General features: G+C 58.4%; 15 protein-coding genes and 1 pseudogene. 12 read left to right on the top strand and 4 right to left on the bottom strand.

The genetic code is table 11. The annotated features are described in order from the left end of the window. Positions 1–2: 2 nt before the first annotated feature. Entirely contained in the window at positions 3–905 is a 903-nt protein-coding gene (locus tag G3M63_RS15420; RefSeq protein ID WP_163983687.1) for a LysR substrate-binding domain-containing protein, read from the bottom strand. A 148-nt stretch (positions 906–1,053) separates the two neighbouring features. Between G3M63_RS15420 and G3M63_RS15415 the strand changes: the two genes are divergently transcribed. Continuing rightward, entirely contained in the window at positions 1,054–1,410 is a 357-nt protein-coding gene (locus tag G3M63_RS15415; RefSeq protein WP_163983686.1) for a putative quinol monooxygenase, read from the top strand. A gap of 100 nt (positions 1,411–1,510) precedes the next feature. Further along, positions 1,511–2,305, top strand: a complete 795-nt coding sequence (locus G3M63_RS15410; RefSeq protein WP_163983685.1) for an SDR family NAD(P)-dependent oxidoreductase — start codon at positions 1,511–1,513, stop codon at positions 2,303–2,305. Positions 2,306–2,441: 136 nt separating this feature from the next. Here the strand turns inward: G3M63_RS15410 and G3M63_RS15405 are convergent, their stop codons facing one another. After that, entirely contained in the window at positions 2,442–2,639 is a 198-nt protein-coding gene (locus G3M63_RS15405) for a 4-oxalocrotonate tautomerase family protein (protein WP_163983684.1), read from the bottom strand. 175 nt (positions 2,640–2,814) lie between these two features. Next, on the bottom strand, positions 2,815–4,683 hold the full coding sequence (locus G3M63_RS15400; protein WP_163983683.1) for a sigma-54-dependent Fis family transcriptional regulator: 1,869 nt from the start codon (positions 4,681–4,683) through the stop codon (positions 2,815–2,817). Between the two features lie 311 nt (positions 4,684–4,994). Between G3M63_RS15400 and G3M63_RS15395 the strand changes: the two genes are divergently transcribed. The 6 genes and pseudogenes from G3M63_RS15395 (at position 4,995) to G3M63_RS15375 (ending at position 11,960) form a co-directional block, all read left to right on the top strand. Continuing rightward, positions 4,995–5,795, top strand: a complete 801-nt coding sequence (locus G3M63_RS15395) for an SDR family NAD(P)-dependent oxidoreductase (protein WP_163983682.1) — start codon at positions 4,995–4,997, stop codon at positions 5,793–5,795. A gap of 157 nt (positions 5,796–5,952) precedes the next feature. After that, positions 5,953–7,623, top strand: coding sequence for an NAD(P)/FAD-dependent oxidoreductase (locus G3M63_RS15390; RefSeq protein ID WP_163983681.1), 1,671 nt, complete (start codon positions 5,953–5,955; stop codon positions 7,621–7,623). A 113-nt stretch (positions 7,624–7,736) separates the two neighbouring features. Beyond that, positions 7,737–9,185, top strand: a complete 1,449-nt coding sequence (gene gabD / locus G3M63_RS15385; protein WP_163983680.1) for an NADP-dependent succinate-semialdehyde dehydrogenase — start codon at positions 7,737–7,739, stop codon at positions 9,183–9,185. Positions 9,186–9,319: 134 nt separating this feature from the next. Then, positions 9,320–10,055: pseudogene (locus G3M63_RS15380) on the top strand (carbohydrate porin). Then, positions 10,052–10,375: a carbohydrate porin gene (locus G3M63_RS19790; RefSeq protein WP_371923589.1), complete on the top strand. Its 324-nt coding sequence runs from the start codon at positions 10,052–10,054 to the stop codon at positions 10,373–10,375. Before G3M63_RS15380 ends, G3M63_RS19790 begins: the two are co-directional and overlap by 4 nt. A gap of 373 nt (positions 10,376–10,748) precedes the next feature. Then, positions 10,749–11,960: an MFS transporter gene (locus G3M63_RS15375; protein WP_163983679.1), complete on the top strand. Its 1,212-nt coding sequence runs from the start codon at positions 10,749–10,751 to the stop codon at positions 11,958–11,960. Positions 11,961–12,258: 298 nt separating this feature from the next. On the opposite strand, the gene G3M63_RS15370 is transcribed toward G3M63_RS15375, so the two are convergent. Further along, positions 12,259–13,155 (bottom strand): LysR family transcriptional regulator, encoded by an 897-nt coding sequence (locus G3M63_RS15370; RefSeq protein ID WP_163983678.1) that lies wholly within the window; start codon positions 13,153–13,155, stop codon positions 12,259–12,261. A gap of 252 nt (positions 13,156–13,407) precedes the next feature. Here G3M63_RS15370 and G3M63_RS15365 point away from each other — a divergent pair, with 252 nt between their 5' ends. The 4 genes from G3M63_RS15365 (at position 13,408) to G3M63_RS15350 (ending at position 16,808) form a co-directional block, all read left to right on the top strand. Further along, entirely contained in the window at positions 13,408–14,364 is a 957-nt protein-coding gene (locus tag G3M63_RS15365; protein ID WP_163983677.1) for an LLM class oxidoreductase, read from the top strand. 41 nt (positions 14,365–14,405) lie between these two features. Next, entirely contained in the window at positions 14,406–15,395 is a 990-nt protein-coding gene (locus G3M63_RS15360; protein WP_163983676.1) for a zinc-dependent alcohol dehydrogenase family protein, read from the top strand. A gap of 89 nt (positions 15,396–15,484) precedes the next feature. Further along, a complete protein-coding gene (locus G3M63_RS15355; protein WP_163983675.1) occupies positions 15,485–15,778 on the top strand; it encodes a putative quinol monooxygenase in 294 nt (97 codons plus the stop codon). Between the two features lie 10 nt (positions 15,779–15,788). Beyond that, positions 15,789–16,808: a zinc-binding alcohol dehydrogenase family protein gene (locus tag G3M63_RS15350; RefSeq protein ID WP_163983674.1), complete on the top strand. Its 1,020-nt coding sequence runs from the start codon at positions 15,789–15,791 to the stop codon at positions 16,806–16,808. Positions 16,809–16,828 lie beyond the last annotated feature (20 nt).

Raw genomic sequence — 16,828 nt, 5'->3', positions numbered from 1 at the left:
TTCTATATGGCGTGGCCATGCAGCTTCAGTAACTCATCAACGAGATAACGGATTTTCGGCCGCAGGTGATTGCTTTTCGACCACAAGGCGTGGACCTCAACCGGCGCAGGTTCGAAGGCTTCGAGCAGGGGAACCACCGTCCGTGTTTCGATATCTTTTTCGAACAGGCATAACGGCATCTGACAGATCCCCAGCCCTGCTCGTGTGGCTTCCATCATGGCTTCCGCATCGTCGAACTGATAGGTCGGTGGCGGCAAGAACTTCAGTGCTTGCCCTCCGTTGGTCATTTTCCAGGGCATCAGACTGCCGCGGCGGTAGCCGACGATGGCGCGATGCTTGGCCATGTCTTCCAGCGTCAACGGCGTGCCGTGTTCGTTCAAGTACTCAGGCGATGCACAGGTCACCCACCGGTGGGCAATGAGGCGCCTGGCAACCAGCCCGGGGACGCTGTCCACGCTGCCAAAGCGAATGGCCAGATCGATGCCTTCTTCGGTCAGGTCCACTAGTTGGTCGCTGAAGGTCAGGGTCAGCTGCAACTGCGGGAAGCGTTTGCTCATTTCAAGCAGAACCGGCAAGACCACCTGTTTACCAAAAGCTACTGGCATATCCACGCGTAAACGCCCGGCGGGCACGGCGAGCCGGTTGCCGAGGGTGCTCTCGGTGGCTTTGATCTCCTCCAGAGCGGCGGACCACACCTTGAAATAGGCTTCGCCGTCGGGGGAGAGGGATAGCCGTCTGGTCGATCGGTAAAACAGGCTGGTGCCAACCCGTGCTTCCAAGCGGGCAATAGCCTTGCCCACGGCGGACTTGGACAGGCCCAGACGCTCGGCTGCCTCGGTAAATGTCGCGGAGCGAGCGGTCGCCAGGAAGATGGTGATCCCACTGAAGGAGTCTTCCGAAGTCATTGCGATCCCATGGTAGCGCTGGATGCTACCTATATGTGATTTATAGGCTGTTTATCTGCGTGAGGCTCTACCTTAGCATGACGTTCGACCTAGCAGCGCTCCTGTATTTCTAGCGGGGCGTCGGATTTTCACGACGTGAGTACATACCATGAAAGACGAAGTTATTAATATTTTCAGCCTTAGCCTGGCGCCGGAAAATTTTCCGGAATTCAAGAAGCTCGCTGCCAAGATCGTTGCAGCGACGAGCAAAGAGCCGGGCACCCTGATGTACGAATACAGCGTGAACGATGACCACACCGTTGCGCACATCATAGAGCGCTACCGGGCGGACGCGGTTGTCAGCCATATCGAAGAAACCTTCGCGCCTTTTGGGGAGAAGTTTCTCGAGCTGGTGACGGTCACAAGCCTTTTGGTATACGGCAGCCCTGACGCACCTACCCGCAAGCTCCTGGATGGCTTCGGAGCGGTCTACATGCACTCATTCGATGGCTTTACCCGCACCTGAGCCATTACCCCGGTGGCCAGTGAAGAACTCTGCTGACCGCCGGATTGTCGAACACCAAACTGACTTGCCGGGAGCTTCCGGCGCCAGGGGAGAACAGAGCATGCATATCAATCTTCAAGGCAAGACTGCGCTGGTCACCGCCTCCACCGGTGGCATTGGCTTCGCTATTGCCAAGGGTCTGGCGCTGACTGGCGCCGACGTCATCATCAACGGCCGTAGCGACAGCTCGGTAGATAAAGCACTGGCGCGCCTGCGCGAAGCGGCACCGCAGGCAACACTTAGCGGTATCGCTGCTGATCTGGGCAATGCAGAGGGCGCAGGCATTCTCACGGCGGCGCTCCCGGTGGTCGATATCCTGGTCAACAATGCCGGTATCTATAAGCTGGCAGATTTCTTCGAGGGCGATGACGACTGCTGGGAGGATCACTGGCAGACCAACGTGATGTCCGGCGTACGGCTCAGCCGCGCGCTGGTGCCTGCCATGCTCGAACGTGGCTGGGGCAGGGTGGTGTTTATCTCTTCGGAGTCAGCCCGCAATGTGCCAGCCGATATGATTCATTACGGCGTGTCGAAGACCGCGCAGCTGTCGTTGGCTCGCGGTTTGGCCAAGCGCGTCGCGGGTAGTGGCGTAACGGTTAACAGCGTGTTGCCGGGACCCACGCTCTCGGACGGTCTGGCCGACATGTTTGAGGAAGAGCGCGCCCGATCGGGCAAAACGCTGGAGACATTGACGACCGAGTTCGTGATGACCCACCGCCCCACCTCGTTGATACAACGCGCAGCAACGGTAGATGAAGTCGCCAACATGGTCGTTTACGTCTGTTCCAAGCAGTCATCAGCGACGAGCGGCGCAGCGCTGCGGGTCGATGGGGGAGTGGTAGACGATATCCTCTGATGCATTGCCAGGTTGAGCCTGGCGTTGCCATCGCTCTCGTCACCGATGGAGTACAGGCCATCGCCTGACCAACAGCCAAGGTTGCAAAGAGGACATTACGTCTCTTGCAGCCCCGCAGAGGCTGTCGCCGAAGCCCTTAGCTCTTCTTGGGGTCACCCCCAAACAACTTGCCTGCGCCGGCCCAATCGGATTGCGCTACGTCTTCAAAAATGACGTAAATGTAATTGGCATCGGTACCGGTGTTTTTAATAATGCTTTGGGTGATTTCTGCCGCGACGGTTTCCTTCGTGGCGTGGTCTTGCCCTTCGAACCAGCTGACTCGAACAACAGGCATGGTGTGATCCTCTTTTTCAGGGTGAGTGAATCTTCATGAGGGCTGAGCAGTATGAAAAGAATAGAAGAGATCCTGAGGGTGATAACGACGAAATCGCCTGCTTATCGAGACTCTTGATCCGGCCGGCCAAAATGCTTGCATGTTTGCCGCCGGCTTTGCTCTCAGCGATCGAGACTCAGTTATAGGAGCCTTTGCCAGGCATCTTGATGCCGTACTGGTTCACCCGCCGATAAAGTGTTGCGCGCGAAATCCCGAGCTCCTGGGCCGCAAGGACAGGCTTCCAGCGATTGCGCACCAGTGTGTCGATCAGCGTCTGGCGCTCTGGGCTGCCCGATATAGCTTCCTCTCCATTCACCGGAGTGCTGGCACCTAGCGCTATGGGCAGATCCTCGGTTCCAATAACGTGGCTTGTGCAAACCGCGCAGGCGTATCGCAGTGCGTGGTGCAGCTGACGCATGTTGCCGGGCCAGCTGTAGTTCAGCAGCATCTCCAGCGCAGCGCCACTTAGTCCAAATCGTTCACCTGAACGCTCGCATTCTTCGTCGAGCAGTTTATTGATCAATGCGAGTTTGTCCTTGCGTTCGCGCAGCGGTGGGACAACAAAGCGCGCTCCGCTCAAGCGAAAGTAAAGGTCCTCGCGGAAGCGCCCTTGCTCGACCAGCGTTGCAAGGTCACGGTGGCTGGCACAAACCACCTGGATGTCGATGGGCTGAGGCGAGGAGGCGCCAAGCGGTGACACCTCACCTTCGCTCAGGGCCCGCAGCAGGCGAGTCTGCAGCATAAGCGGCATGTCGCCGATCTCATCAAGGAAGAGCGTGCCGCCATCGGCCTGTTGCAATAAACCCCGCATGCCTTTGCTGGACGCGCCGGTGAACGCACCGGCGCTATAACCGAACAGTTCGCTCTCAATCAGGTTTTCAGGGATTGCCGCGCAATTGACGGCTACAAACGGCTTGTCATGGCGGTTGCTGGCGGCATGCAATTGCAAAGCAAAGTATTCCTTGCCTGCGCCTGTCTCGCCATGGATCAGCACTGGAAGGCCGCGGTCTTTGACGCGCACTGCCAGATCCATCGCCTGTGCAACGACAGGATCGAGCGCCTCGATCAGGTTGTTGGCTTTTGCCCTACAGGGAGGGCGTTGCGGCGCTCTGATGCGTACGTGCAGATCAAGGGTGGGCAAATAATGGAGCGTGTCATCATTGCTAGCAGGCAGCCGCGCTGAAGCAAAGGCTTCCTCGATGGTGTCCGGAACCCGGCCGTGGCGGTGCATTAGCAACCTGCGTGCGGCGGGATTGAGCGCCTGAATCACTCCATCGCTATCCCACGCAAATAGAAACTGAGGTTGGCTATCGACATAGCCGGGTTGGGTATGGGCGCGCAACACCCAGAGATCCTGGGTGGTATACATGAAGTAGGCGTTTTCGATCTCAGTTGCGCTTTGAACCACCATTTGTCGGATCAGGTGCTGGCTGCGCCTGTCATCCGAAGCCCGAATGGAGGAGGCGTCCAGGACCGCGAGCATTTCCCCGGTCGGTGAAAACACTGGCGCTGCAGAGCAGGTGATGCCAATAAAAGCTGCGCGAAAATGATCGTGCTTATGTACAGTTATCGGTTGCTTATGGATCAGGACGGAACTCACGCCGGTTGTGCCTTCTTCGCCCTCGGACCAGCAGGTGCCTACGTCCATTCCTGCGCGGCGATACTCCCCCCGTATTGTTGAATCGATGCAGTAATCCACGGTACAGCCGAGGGTGTCGGTGAGCATCACGCAGTAGTCAGCATCGCGCACCCTATGGTGCAACCGGCCGATTTCATCGCCTGCCAGCCGCAGGAAATCGTCAATACGTTCCCTGTGTTCGTTGAGTTGATGAGCTTCGACGATTCTGGGGCCCTGCAACGAGCCTGGATCAAGCTGATAGTCCTGCGCTGAACGACGCCAGGAGTCGAGGATGATGCTCGGTACAGGCACGGTCGGCGCGCTTTGGGCAGTGCGTATCACTCGGCTCACATAATCGACATGAGCTCTTGAGCTACCAGAGGACATGGGTACCTCCACTTTGGTAGTTCTAATTGTTGTAGGTCTATTTAATACGCGTAGATCCATGCCGACAAGCTGTATTGATTTGCGGGCGTCGCGCGAGACATAACGTCTCACGCGTCTCGCGATGTCTCACTTATGGCGACACATAACGTCTTAATGGGCCCCACCCAACCCCTACCGCAGTTTGACTTACCGGCCTTCTAATCCGGTGCTTACAGCGCATATTCCAGATGTTGGCATCCGGTTTGCTTCGGTTGTTTCAGCGAGCCGCCCTCAGCGGTCGTATTTTAAACAACAATAAATAGAGGCATTTCATGAGCGAATCTACTGCTGTCGATTTCTCCCTGGCCGGTAAAGTTGCCCTGGTAACAGGCGCTGGGCGCGGTATAGGCCAGGGTATCGCCTTGAGTCTGGCCCAGACCGGTGCTGATCTGATACTCGCTGATTACGATCTTGGTATCGCTGAGGAAGCGGCCGCCAAGGTGCGAGCAATCGGCCGTCGGGCTCTGACGCTGCAGGTTGATGTGAGCCAGTCTGCCAGCGTTAACGACATGATTGAGCAAGTGCGTGAACACTTTGGTCGCCTGGATGTAGCGGTTAACAATGCCGGCGTTGTCAGTTTGGGCAAAGTTGACGAGCTACCCGTCTCCGAGTGGGACCGCATCATGAACATCAACGCACGGGGCGTATTCCTCTGCTGCCAGGCTGAGTTACGTCTCATGCGTGAACATAAGTTTGGTCGCATCATCAATCTGGCATCCATTGCCGGCAAGGTCGGCTTTCCGGACCTGTCGCACTACAGCGCGTCGAAGTTCGCGGTCATCGGTTTCTCCAATGCATTTGCCAAAGAAGTGGCCCGAGAGGGCATCACTGTGAATGCACTGTGCCCGGGCGTAGTGGGAACTGGTATGTGGCGTGGCGATGAGGGTCTGTCCGCCCGTTGGGCTGAACCAGGTGAGACCGAGGAGCAGTCCTGGGAGCGCCATCAAGTTGCCTTGCTGCCGCAGGGCGAAGCACAAACCATCGAGGACATGGGTCAGATGGCGGTTTTCCTCGCATGTGCCCCACATGTCACTGGTCAAGCCATCGCCGTGGACGGTGGCTTCTCACTATAGGTGAGCGAGCGGACCAAAACCGGTCTGCTCTTTTCAATTATTGAATCTGGATGCCCCAGCTTGCGGCTTGGGGAGGCGCTATCGGCTTGCCTGGAGATTCTGTTAGCGACCATTCGCTAAGTACTGTCCAGGCGGAATGATCAATTAGGAGAACACAATGACAACTACACCTCTGGCCAAACGTTCCGTTGGCACCCAAATCATCAACTACGACGCAGTCATCATTGGTGCCGGCTTCGGCGGCATCTATATGCTGAAAAAGCTGCGCGACGAACTTGGCCTCAAGGTTCGCGCTTTTGACAAGGCTGCCGGCGTCGGAGGCACCTGGTTCTGGAATCGTTATCCGGGCGCCTTGTCTGATAGCGAAACCTTCGTTTACTGCTTCTCGTGGGATCGCGAGCTGTGCCAAGAGTGGGATATCAATACCCGCTACGTTGATCAACCACAAATCCTGTCCTACATGAATCATGTGGTGGATCGCCACGACTTGCGCGAAGACATTCAGCTGGAGACTGCGATCACGTCGGCAGTGTTTGATGAAGAAACCAGCCGCTGGTTAATTTCCACCGATGATGGTCAGCAGTACAGCGCCAAGTATCTGGTCACCGCACTTGGTCTGCTTTCAGCTACCAATATCCCTAACATCAAGGGCCTGAATCAATTCAAGGGCCAGACGTATCACACTGCCAACTGGCCCGCTGATGCCGTATTGGAAGGCAAGCGTGTGGGGGTGATCGGTACGGGCTCGACCGGCACCCAGGTGATTACCGCTATCGCGCCTGTCGTCGGCCATCTCAGCGTGTTCCAGCGCTCCCCGCAATACACCGTGCCCGTGGGCAATGGCCCGGTGAGCCGCGAGGCCGCCGATGATATCAAGCGCAACTATGATGCGATCTGGGAGCAGGTTCGCTCATCCCGCCTGGCGTTCGGCTTCGAGGAAAGCGACATTCCTACCATGAGCGTTTCGCCAGAAGAGCGTAAGAAAATTTTTCAGCGTGGCTGGGACGGTGGTGGTGGCTTCCGCTTCATGTTCCAGACCTTCAACGACATCGCCATTGACGAGCAAGCGAACCTCGCGGCCCAGGATTTCATTCGCGAGAAGATCAGCGAAATCGTCAAGGATCCGGAAACCGCGCGCAAGCTGATGCCGCGCGATCTCTATGCGAAACGCCCGCTCTGTGACAGTGGCTATTACGCCACTTTCAACCGCCCCAATGTGTCACTGGTTGACGTCAAGGCCAACCCTATCGAGGAAATCACGGCGACGGGGATCCGTACCGCCGACGGTGTGGAGCACGAGCTGGACGTTATCGTTTTTGCTACGGGTTTTGACGCTGTCGACGGGAATTACAAACGCATCGATATTCGCGGCCGCAACAATGTCAGTATCAAAGATCATTGGAGCGACGGGCCTTCAAGTTACCTGTCGGTGGCCACCGCCAATTTCCCCAACATGTTCATGATTCTTGGTCCAAATGGTCCGTTCACCAATTTGCCTCCGACCATTGAAACCGAGGTGGAGTGGGTATCCGACATGATTGAATACATGGAAGACAATGAGCTGGCCTGCACAGAACCTGATCCTGAAAGCGAACGCCAGTGGAGCGAAACGTGCCGCGAGATCGCTGACAAGATGCTGTTTGCCAAAGGCGACTCCTGGATCTTTGGTGCCAACATCCCTGGCAAGACCAACTCTGTCTACTTCTACATGGGCGGCTTGGGCCCGTTCAGCGAGATGCTGACGTCGGTTAAGAACGCGGATTATCGCGGCTTCAAATTCATGAGCCTCAGCGTACCCGTCAGGTACGCGCAAAAAGCCCTGTCTTGATTGGGCACGCCACCTCGCTGAGATAGCCGCACCGCACCCGTCCACGCTCCCCCCGGGGCGGGTGTGTCCGCACGGTTGCCAAAAGGTGCCGCGCAACGAATGGAGAACATGCAGTGAACCTGAACAAACCTGAATTATTCCGTCAACATGCCTTTATCGACGGCGAATGGACTGGTGCCGATAGCGCAGAGACCATCACAGTGGTGAACCCGTCCACCCATGCGGTGATTGGTCATGTCCCACGTATGGGCGGAGCAGAAACCCGGCGCGCCATCGAGGCCGCCGACCGTGCCCTGCCTGCTTGGCGTGCCCTTACAGCGAAAGAACGTGCCACCAAGCTCCGCCGCTGGTACGAGCTGATCATCGAGAACCAGAATGATCTGGCGCACATCATGACCCTTGAACAGGGCAAGCCGCTCGCTGAAGCGCGTGGCGAAATCGTGTTTGCCGCATCGTATATCGAGTGGTATGCGGAGGAGGGCAAGCGCATCTACGGGGATGTGATCCCCGGCTCGGCTGACAAGCGTTTACTCGTGCTCAAGCAGCCAGTCGGAGTCTGCGCCGCGATCACGCCGTGGAACTTCCCCAGCGCAATGATCACTCGTAAGGCCGGCCCGGCGTTGGCCGCGGGCTGCGCTATGGTGATCAAACCTGCCTCACAGACCCCGTTTTCAGCGTTGGCTTTGGTTGAGCTTGCCATGCAAGCCGGCATTCCAGGCGGTGTATTGTCGGTTGTGACAGGGTCGGCTGCTGACATTGCCGAGGAGCTGACCAGTAACCCTGTTGTGCGCAAAATATCGTTCACAGGATCCACCGAAATCGGCCGCACGATCATGGAAAAATGCGCCCACGACGTCAAAAAGATCTCCCTGGAGCTCGGCGGCAATGCCCCGTTTATTGTCTTTGAGGATGCTGATCTCGACGCTGCCGTGGAGGGCGCCCTCGCCTCGAAATTTCGTAACGCCGGCCAGACGTGTGTATGCGCGAACCGTCTGTACGTTCACGACAAGGTATACGACGCCTTTGTCGACAAGCTGGCCGCCGCCGTGGGTGCGTTGAAAACCGGTGATGGATTCGCCGAAGGCACCACCATAGGCCCGCTGATTGACGAGAAGGCGGTCGCCAAGGTTCGCGACCATATCGATGACGCCATCGGAAAAGGCGCACGGGTTCTGAAGGGTGGTGCGGCGCATCAGCTGGGCGGCAACTTCTTCCAGCCGACGATTCTGATCGATGTTCCAGTCAATGCCCGTGTTTCGAAAGAGGAGACTTTCGGACCCCTGGCGCCGGTGTTCCGCTTCCATGATGACGCCGAAGTTATCCGCAAGGCCAACGACACCGAGTTCGGCTTGGCGGCCTATTTCTATGCGGCCGATCTGGGACGGGTGTTCCGTGTAGGGGAAGCGCTGGAATACGGCATCGTCGGCGTTAATACCGGGGTCATCAGCTCCGAGGCTGCGCCCTTCGGCGGTATCAAAGCATCCGGTGTTGGCCGTGAGGGCTCCAAGTACGGTATCGAGGATTACCTCGAGATCAAGTATTTGTGTCTGGCAGGAATCTGATCACACCGGTTGCACCTTTGAGGTCAGGCCACGCCTGACCTTTCTAAGTCGCATTTTTACCGAAACCGCAAAGGCCCTGTCTTTGCGGTCCGGGTACCCCTGTGTCGCAAAATATAAAAACAAGGAATATTGGCATGCACAACCTTCTGCAACTTGGCGGATGGCTAAGCCTTTTTGTACTCGTCACCTTACCCGTATCTGCTGCAAACGATTCGTCCCGATGGGGGACGGGCGACTGGGGTGGCACACGCAGCGAGCTGCTCGAAAAAGGCGTGGATTTCACCCTGGGCTATGTTGGTGAAGCCGCTGCCAATCTCCATGGTGGCTATAACGATGACCGCACGGCGAGATACACCTCGCAGTGGGCGCTGGGTACGCATCTGGATCTGCAGAACCTTTTTGGCTGGAACGCTGCCGAGTTTCAGCTTCTAGTGACCGAACGTTGGCAAGAACCTGTCAAACGATCGCATCGGTGATCCTCTGACCGGGCAGCTCAGCTCAGTGCAAGAGGTCTGGGGCCGCGGGCAAACATGGCGCCTCACGCAGATGTGGTACCGCCAGGCGTTTTTCAATAACGCACTCGATCTGAAGATCGGGCGCATGGGGGTGAACGAGGACTTCAACAGCTTTCCCTGTGACTTTCAGAGCCTGGCGTTCTGTGCTGCGCCCATTGGTAACGTGGCGGGGGATGTCTGGTACAGCGGTCCCGTCAGCCAGTGGGCGGCGCGTATCAAATACAACTTTGATAAGCAGTGGGCCTTTCAAATCGGGGTGTTAGAGCAGAACCCCTCGAATCTGGAGACAGGTAACGGCTTTAAGCTAAGCGGCAGTGGCGCTAAGGGAGTCCTGGTTCCGGTCGAGCTGATCTGAAGCCGGCGGTATCTGTCCAGGCGTTACCTGGCGAATATCGGCTGGGCTATTACCACAGCAGTGCGAGCGCCGGCGATGTATACCAGGATATAAATAGCCGCCCGCACGGGGTGACCGGACTGGCGTTCAAGTCACGCAGCGGTAAAAGTGGTTGGTGGGTAATGGGTCGGCAGCAGCTTACGGCTCGCGAAGGCGACGCCTCCCGTGGCATTCATGCTTTCGCCAATTTCACGTTCCATGATAAAGACACCAGCAGCATCGATAGTTTTCAGAATATCGGGGTTGTCCACAGCGGCCTGTTTGACGCGAACCTCGCATAACTACCTCCTCTCGGCACCATACGCATATCCAACCTGTGACGAGTCCCAGCCCGGCACCGTCGGTGCAGCGACAAAGGGTAAACGCGCAAGCTGTCGGCCCGAGCGGCCAACGCCGGGTACAGCTTGAAATCCCGAGCCGGACTATCAGGCCCGCCGCGAATGCCGTTAAAATGTCGCCTCGTTACGATCTTGGCGCAGCTTGCCAAGACTCCGAAGAATTGCCCTGTCGCTCCGACAGGGTACATACAGAGCTACTGTCGCCTCGCTCGAAAGCCTTGAGATGTTGTTTCGATATCGGCCGCATGGGCTAAGCAGCCTCCTGCGGCGGACAGGCAGTGGTCTTTTCCTTTTTTATCCATATTTGAGGTTAAACATGGCGGATAACGCCACAGCAGACGCAGGATCACTATCGCCCAGAGCAATCCTGATGATCGAACTGGCTCTGGCTATGGGCGCCTTCGGCATCGGGACTGGCGAGTTCGCCATTATGGGCCTCATGCCCAACGTCGCGCACGACCTAGGCATCAGCGAGCCGCAGGTCGGGCATTTGATCAGCGCCTACGCGCTCGGCGTGGTAGTGGGCGCACCGGTCTTGGCAGTGCTCGGCGCCCGGCTGCTCCGTAAGCATTTGCTGGTGCTGCTGATGGGCTTCTTCGCCGCCGGAAATTTTGCCAGCGCTATGGCGCCGGGTTACGGCTCGCTCATACTGTTTCGGTTCATCGCTGGATTGCCCCACGGCGCCTACTTTGGTGTGGCGATGCTGGCGGCGGCCACGATGGCACCTCCGAACCAGCGTGCCAAAGCGGTGAGCAGGGTGATGATGGGGCTCACCATCGCGTTGCTGATAGGCAATCCATTGGCAACTTGGCTTGGGCAACTGATCGATTGGCGGCATGCCTTCACAGCTGTCGGGATTATTGCCGTGCTTACGATGGCGTTGGTGGCACGTTTCATGCCGCTCGACCGTCAGGAGGAACGCAGCGATCCACGCCGGGAGATCAGAGCCTTTAACCGCCCCCAGGTCTGGCTGGCTCTAGGCATTGGTTCGATCGGCTTCGCCGGAATGTTCTGCGTTTTCAGCTATCTGGCACCGACTCTGTTGGAAGTGACCGACGCCGATCCCGGCTGGATTCCCGTGGCTCTCATCGCTTTCGGTTTCGGCGGCATCGTCGGCAACCTCGCCGGTGGCTGGCTGTTCGATCGCTTCCAATTTAGAGCGGTGGCCTTGATCCTGATCTGGAGTACGGTTGTCCTGTTGGCGTTTCCGCTGGCGGCGCAGTCGCTCTGGAGCATGCTATTGGCAGCGTTCTTCGTGGGAACCATGATTGCGCTGGCACCGGCCCTGCAGACCCACCTGATGGACGTGGCGATGGGTGCCCAGACACTCGCAGCGGCTTCGAATCACGCCGCTTTCAACCTCTCCAATGCTCTCGGACCCTGGTTGGGGGGACTGGCCGTCAGCGCCGGCCTGGGCTGGACCGCCACTGGTTACGTCGGGGCGGCGACGGCAGCCGCCGGACTATTCGTCTTCGGCTGGGCCTGGCGAACCCAAAGTACGCCTGATGAGGTAGGTCAGGTGGGGTAGGGGCTTCTGAAACGTCGCGCAGCGCATCGTCTGCAACACTCCCCCGGGTTACGCAGGTTTTAGTATGCTGCGTTCACCAGTTGAATCCGTGGTCGAACGCGGCCATAGCCGAGCGACCGCTTTTTTGGCCGTTAGCTGCTGCCTCAGTCTGCAAAAACAATACTGGGCTCGAAGCGATACTTGTCTCGCTGCGTCTTGGCCTGCGCATCCGCTCCGCGACGCGTTGGAGCTCGATCAGCCGAGGCAGGGAAGGGCGCGGTCCCCTAGCCAGAACGATGTTTTAAATTGGCCAGACCGCTCAGTCTTCCAGCCAGCCAGTATAGAGCACCGGAAACTGCTCGCTTACCCAGTCGATGAAGGCGTGTACCTGCGGCGCCAGATGGGACCTGCTGGGATACAGTATTGAGACCGGCCGAGGGCGAGGACGATAAGGTCGTAGCACTTCGATCAACGACCCGTCTGCGAGATAGCGGTCAAGTGTGATGCCAGGTGCCTGGAGAATGCCGAACCCGGCCACACCGCATTCAACATAAGCATTTGACTCGTTGACGCTGATGCCGTAGCTGCTCACGTATGTTTGCTCGCTACCTTCATTGAGAAACTGCCAGGGCAGCGACCGCTTGTTTTGCCCTGATAAAAACGTTACTCCGCCGTGTGCACGCAGGTCGTCGAGGTTCACCGGCTCGCCGTGTTCCTTCAAATAGCGTGGTGAAGCGCAAGTGATCATGATCGCTCGACCGATTCGTCGGGCTACGAGACTGGAATCGGGCAGCTCGCCAATGCGCAATACGCAGTCCACGCCTTCTGCTACGAGATCGACAGTCCTGTCCGTCACGCCGAGCGTCAGCTCGATATCCGGATAGCAGGTGGTAAATTCCCGCAAGCTCGCGATGAGCCCCGGTCGCGCGAATGCGGTAGGAATGTCGACGCGTAGCCGCCCTCGCATGCTTGCGTCTGGGTGGCCGAACATGGACGTCGCCTCAGCGACGTCGCCGAGAATCTGCTTTGCTCGTTCGTAGAACCGCTCCCCTTCATTGGTCAGCCGCACCTTGCGGGTCGTGCGTTGAAACAGGCGTACGCCCAAGGAGGCCTCCAGCTCCTGAATCGCTCGCGTGACTTGAGGACGTCCGACGCGCATGGCGTCTGCCGCACGGGTGAAACTGCCCAATTCGGCTAATCGGACGAAAAGTTGCATTGACTGGAGCAGCTCCACGGGACGTCCTCGTTCAGGTATTCGGTTTTATTAGATTCGAGCCGGGCCGCGGCGAGATTGTTGCGTAAAAGCATAACAGTCTTGTCTCCAGCTGCGCATTTATCATGCTCTGCGGCTGCTGAAGAATAGGTGCAGACGATCTTGACGCTGTCGCCGGGTCAGCCGTTGACCCCAAGGCCACGGTACCAGCCATCGGGCATGTTCGACTGGATGTTTCAAGCAGAGAGGTAGGTTATGTCTAGAGCTCCACACCCCACCGACACACCTGAGGGCGTGTTCAGCACGGTCTTCCGCCCGGACAAGCTGACCTTCGGACTGCTTGCACCGCTCGAGGGGCATCCGCTGAGCGACACGCCCACGATGGAAGGGCACGCTGCGCTGGCGAAACAGGCGGATGACTCGGGTTTCGCAGCGTTCTGGCTGCGCGATGTGCCATTCCGTGATCCCGCTTTCGGTGATGTGGCGCAGATCTACGATCCCATGGTGTACGCAGGCTGGCTTGCTGCTGTCACGCAGCGCATTGCTATCGGCACCGCCGGGATGATTCTGCCGCTGCGCGACCCGATTGCTGTTGCCAAGCAGGCGCTGTCAGTCGATCAGCTCTCGAACGGTCGGTTTCTGCTGGGTGTATCCACTGGAGATCGGCCGTCGGAATATCCCGCCTTTGGAATCGACTTCGAACAACGCGCAGAGCTCTTTCGCGATGCCTGCTCGTTGATTCAGGTCCTTGCCAAGGACCCATTTCCGGTTTATCAGTCGAGCCACTTCGGCTCCCTGGATGGTTCTCTAGACCTCATACCCAAAGCCCATGGCGCCCGCTTGCCGATGGTGGCTGTCGGTCGGTGCGGTCAGGATATCTCCTGGCTAGCAGAGAATCTGGATGGCTGGATCTGGCATCAGAGCAACGTGGCACGCCTGCCCAATGTCATCCAGACGTGGCGGTCAGCCTGCGGGCCGGAGACATTCAAGCCGTACGGCTATGGCACGTTTTTCGAACTGGATAGCGATCCAAATGCGCCGCTGAATTGGGAGCAAGGCGTCCGCGGCGGGCGCAAGGCGCTTATTGATCTATGGCGGGCCCAGCGCGATCAGGGCGTCTCGCACGTTGCCTTGAACATGCGCGTATCGCATCGATCAGTGAAGGACACAATTCAGGAACTGGGGGAGCACGTGCTTCCGCTCTTCGCCTGACGCCGCCTGACAACATAACGACTTCCAACAGAGGGCATTTTATGTCTCGCGTCATACGCTTCCATCGTACAGGTGGTCCAGAAGTACTGCAGATCGACGAGGTCGACGTGCCTGCGCCCGGCTCGGGCGAGATACAAATCCGTGTGAAGGCGCTCGGCATCAACCGGGCCGAAGTGATGTACCGCACAGGACAGTACGTCATCGAACCGCAGTTTCCAGCGATGCTCGGCTATGAGGCTGCGGGCACAGTGGAACAGGTCGGTCCCGGCGTGACCCACTTCGCTGTCGGCGATGCAGTGAGTGTCGTTCCGGCCTTTTCCTTTGCCGAGTACGGTCTGTACGGGGAGCTGGTCAACGCACCGGCACGGGCCGTGGTGAAGCATCCTGAAGCGCTCTCGTTCGCCGAGGCAGCGGCGACCTGGATGCAGTTCGTGACGGCGTACGGCGCCTTGATTGAACTAGGCGCGTTGCAGGCGGGGGAGGTTGTGCTGATTCGTGCTGCGTCCAGCAGTGTGGGGCTGGCTGCGATTCAGATAGCCAACATGGTGGGCGCGACCCCTGTGGCGCTAACCCGTACTGGTGACAAGCGTCAGGCCCTGTTACAGGCAGGCGCGGCGACAGTCATTGCGACCCAGGAACAGGATCTCGTCAAGGAGGTTACGGCCATCACTGGCGGGCAGGGCGCCCGCATGGCCTTCGACCCGGTTGGCGGACCGGAAGTAGCGCAGATCCTCAAGGTGCTGGCCAACCATGGCATCTTTTTCCAGTACGGTGCGCTGGATAGCCGCGACATCCCCGTCTCGGTCATGGACCTGCTCGGCAAACATCTGACGCTGAAGGGCTATCAGTTGTTCGAGATCACTGGAGACGACGCGAAGCTGGAGCGGGCGAAGGCCTTCATAAACGAGGGGCTCGCTTCGGGGAAACTGCGGCCGGTGATCGATCGTACCTTTGCGTTCGAGGATATGGCCGAGGCCCACCGCTATATGGAGTCCAACGCTCAGGTAGGGAAACTGGTCGTCATCCTTTGAGTTGCGCACTCGACCATTCGCCAGACCGACGTTTGGCCCCGGGTCGGTCGAGTAGCGCTTTCACATTATCTAGCTAAACAGGAGCTTTCATGACAACCCCTCTGACGTTGGTCGCCACGCTGGTCGCCAAGGACGGCTTCGAAACCGAATTGGAGCAAACGCTGCGAGGCCTGCAAGGCCCCAGTCGAGCGGAGGAAGCCTGCATTCAGTACGACTTTCACCGTGATGCCGAGCAGTCGCGCACCTTCCACATGATCGAGCAGTGGCGAGACGAAGCTGCGCTGAACGCACATGAAGCGACGGCGCATTTCCAGGCGGCTCTGCCAGCCATCGAACACGCCGCCGAAAAATTCTCCATCACCAAAATGTACCGTCTCTCTTGAGGAACGCCAGATGAAAGCCATCGCACACTTCAAATGCTTGCCTGTTGATCATCCAGACGCCCTGGTGGAAATTGACGTCCCTGAACCGTCGCCAGGCGCGCGCGACCTGCTCGTGGAAGTCAAAGCCGTATCGGTCAATCCCGTCGACACCAAGGTGCGGCAGGGCTACGTACCGCATGAAGACGAAAGCCAGCCGCGGATTCTTGGCTGGGACGCAGCTGGCGTAGTCAAAGCAGTCGGGTCGGACGTCACATCATTCAAGCCGGGCGACAAGGTCTGGTACGCCGGGTCGTTGATCCGCCCCGGCAGCAACAGCGAGCTGCAACTGGTCGATGAACGCATCGCCGGTTTCATGCCCGAGTCCCTGAATTTCGCCCAGGCTGCCGCAATGCCGCTGACGTCTCTGACCGCCTGGGAGCTGCTGTTCGATCGTCTGGGTGTCGCGCGGGATACCACTGACCGAGGCCAAACGCTGCTGATCATCGGCGCTGCGGGAGGGGCGGGTTCGATCCTAACGCAGCTGGCCAGACAGCTGACCGGGTTGACCATTGTCGGCACCGCGTCCCGGCCCGAAACCCAGGCCTGGGTCACCGAGCTTGGCGCACACCATGTGATCGACCACAGCAAGCCGCTCAGCGAAGAGCTCAAGCGCATCGGTGTCGGCGAGGTCAGCTACGTTGCAAGCCTCACCCAGACCGACCGGCATTACGAGCAGATCGTCGAGTCGCTCAAGCCCCAGGGCAGGCTGGGCCTGATAGATGACCCGGAGACTCTGGACGCGCTGCCCCTGAAGCGTAAGAGCCTGTCGCTGCACTGGGAGCTGATGTACACGCGGTCCTTGTACGAGACCGAAGATATGCAGGCGCAGCACAACATTCTGAACGAGGTAGCGCGGCAGATCGATGCAGGCGTCCTGCGCACGACCGTTGGCGAGAATTTCGGGCGAATCGGTGCGGCTAATCTTCTTCGTGCCCATGCACTGCTGGAAAGCGGGAAGGCGAAAGGGAAGATCGTGCTGGAAGGCTTCTGATGAACCTGTTGCCGCAGAGC

It is taken from the genome of Pseudomonas sp. OIL-1 (assembly GCF_010669185.1).
Taxonomy (GTDB): Bacteria; Pseudomonadota; Gammaproteobacteria; order Pseudomonadales; family Pseudomonadaceae; genus Halopseudomonas; species Halopseudomonas profundi.
Note: the sequence above shows the minus strand (reverse complement) of the source record. Positions and strands in the feature narration are given on the sequence as shown.

What these genes read in the sequence shown, in the direction of transcription:
- G3M63_RS15420 (WP_163983687.1), bottom strand. Translation starts at nt 905, where the DNA reads ATGACTTCGGAAGACTCCTTCAGTGGGATCACCATCTTCCTGGCGACC.
- G3M63_RS15415 (WP_163983686.1), top strand. Translation starts at nt 1,054, where the DNA reads ATGAAAGACGAAGTTATTAATATTTTCAGCCTTAGCCTGGCGCCGGAA.
- G3M63_RS15410 (WP_163983685.1), top strand. Translation starts at nt 1,511, where the DNA reads ATGCATATCAATCTTCAAGGCAAGACTGCGCTGGTCACCGCCTCCACC.
- G3M63_RS15405 (WP_163983684.1), bottom strand. Translation starts at nt 2,639, where the DNA reads ATGCCTGTTGTTCGAGTCAGCTGGTTCGAAGGGCAAGACCACGCCACG.
- G3M63_RS15400 (WP_163983683.1), bottom strand. Translation starts at nt 4,683, where the DNA reads ATGTCCTCTGGTAGCTCAAGAGCTCATGTCGATTATGTGAGCCGAGTG.
- G3M63_RS15395 (WP_163983682.1), top strand. Translation starts at nt 4,995, where the DNA reads ATGAGCGAATCTACTGCTGTCGATTTCTCCCTGGCCGGTAAAGTTGCC.
- G3M63_RS15390 (WP_163983681.1), top strand. Translation starts at nt 5,953, where the DNA reads ATGACAACTACACCTCTGGCCAAACGTTCCGTTGGCACCCAAATCATC.
- G3M63_RS15375 (WP_163983679.1), top strand. Translation starts at nt 10,749, where the DNA reads ATGGCGGATAACGCCACAGCAGACGCAGGATCACTATCGCCCAGAGCA.
- G3M63_RS15370 (WP_163983678.1), bottom strand. Translation starts at nt 13,155, where the DNA reads ATGCAACTTTTCGTCCGATTAGCCGAATTGGGCAGTTTCACCCGTGCG.
- G3M63_RS15365 (WP_163983677.1), top strand. Translation starts at nt 13,408, where the DNA reads ATGTCTAGAGCTCCACACCCCACCGACACACCTGAGGGCGTGTTCAGC.
- G3M63_RS15360 (WP_163983676.1), top strand. Translation starts at nt 14,406, where the DNA reads ATGTCTCGCGTCATACGCTTCCATCGTACAGGTGGTCCAGAAGTACTG.
- G3M63_RS15355 (WP_163983675.1), top strand. Translation starts at nt 15,485, where the DNA reads ATGACAACCCCTCTGACGTTGGTCGCCACGCTGGTCGCCAAGGACGGC.
- G3M63_RS15350 (WP_163983674.1), top strand. Translation starts at nt 15,789, where the DNA reads ATGAAAGCCATCGCACACTTCAAATGCTTGCCTGTTGATCATCCAGAC.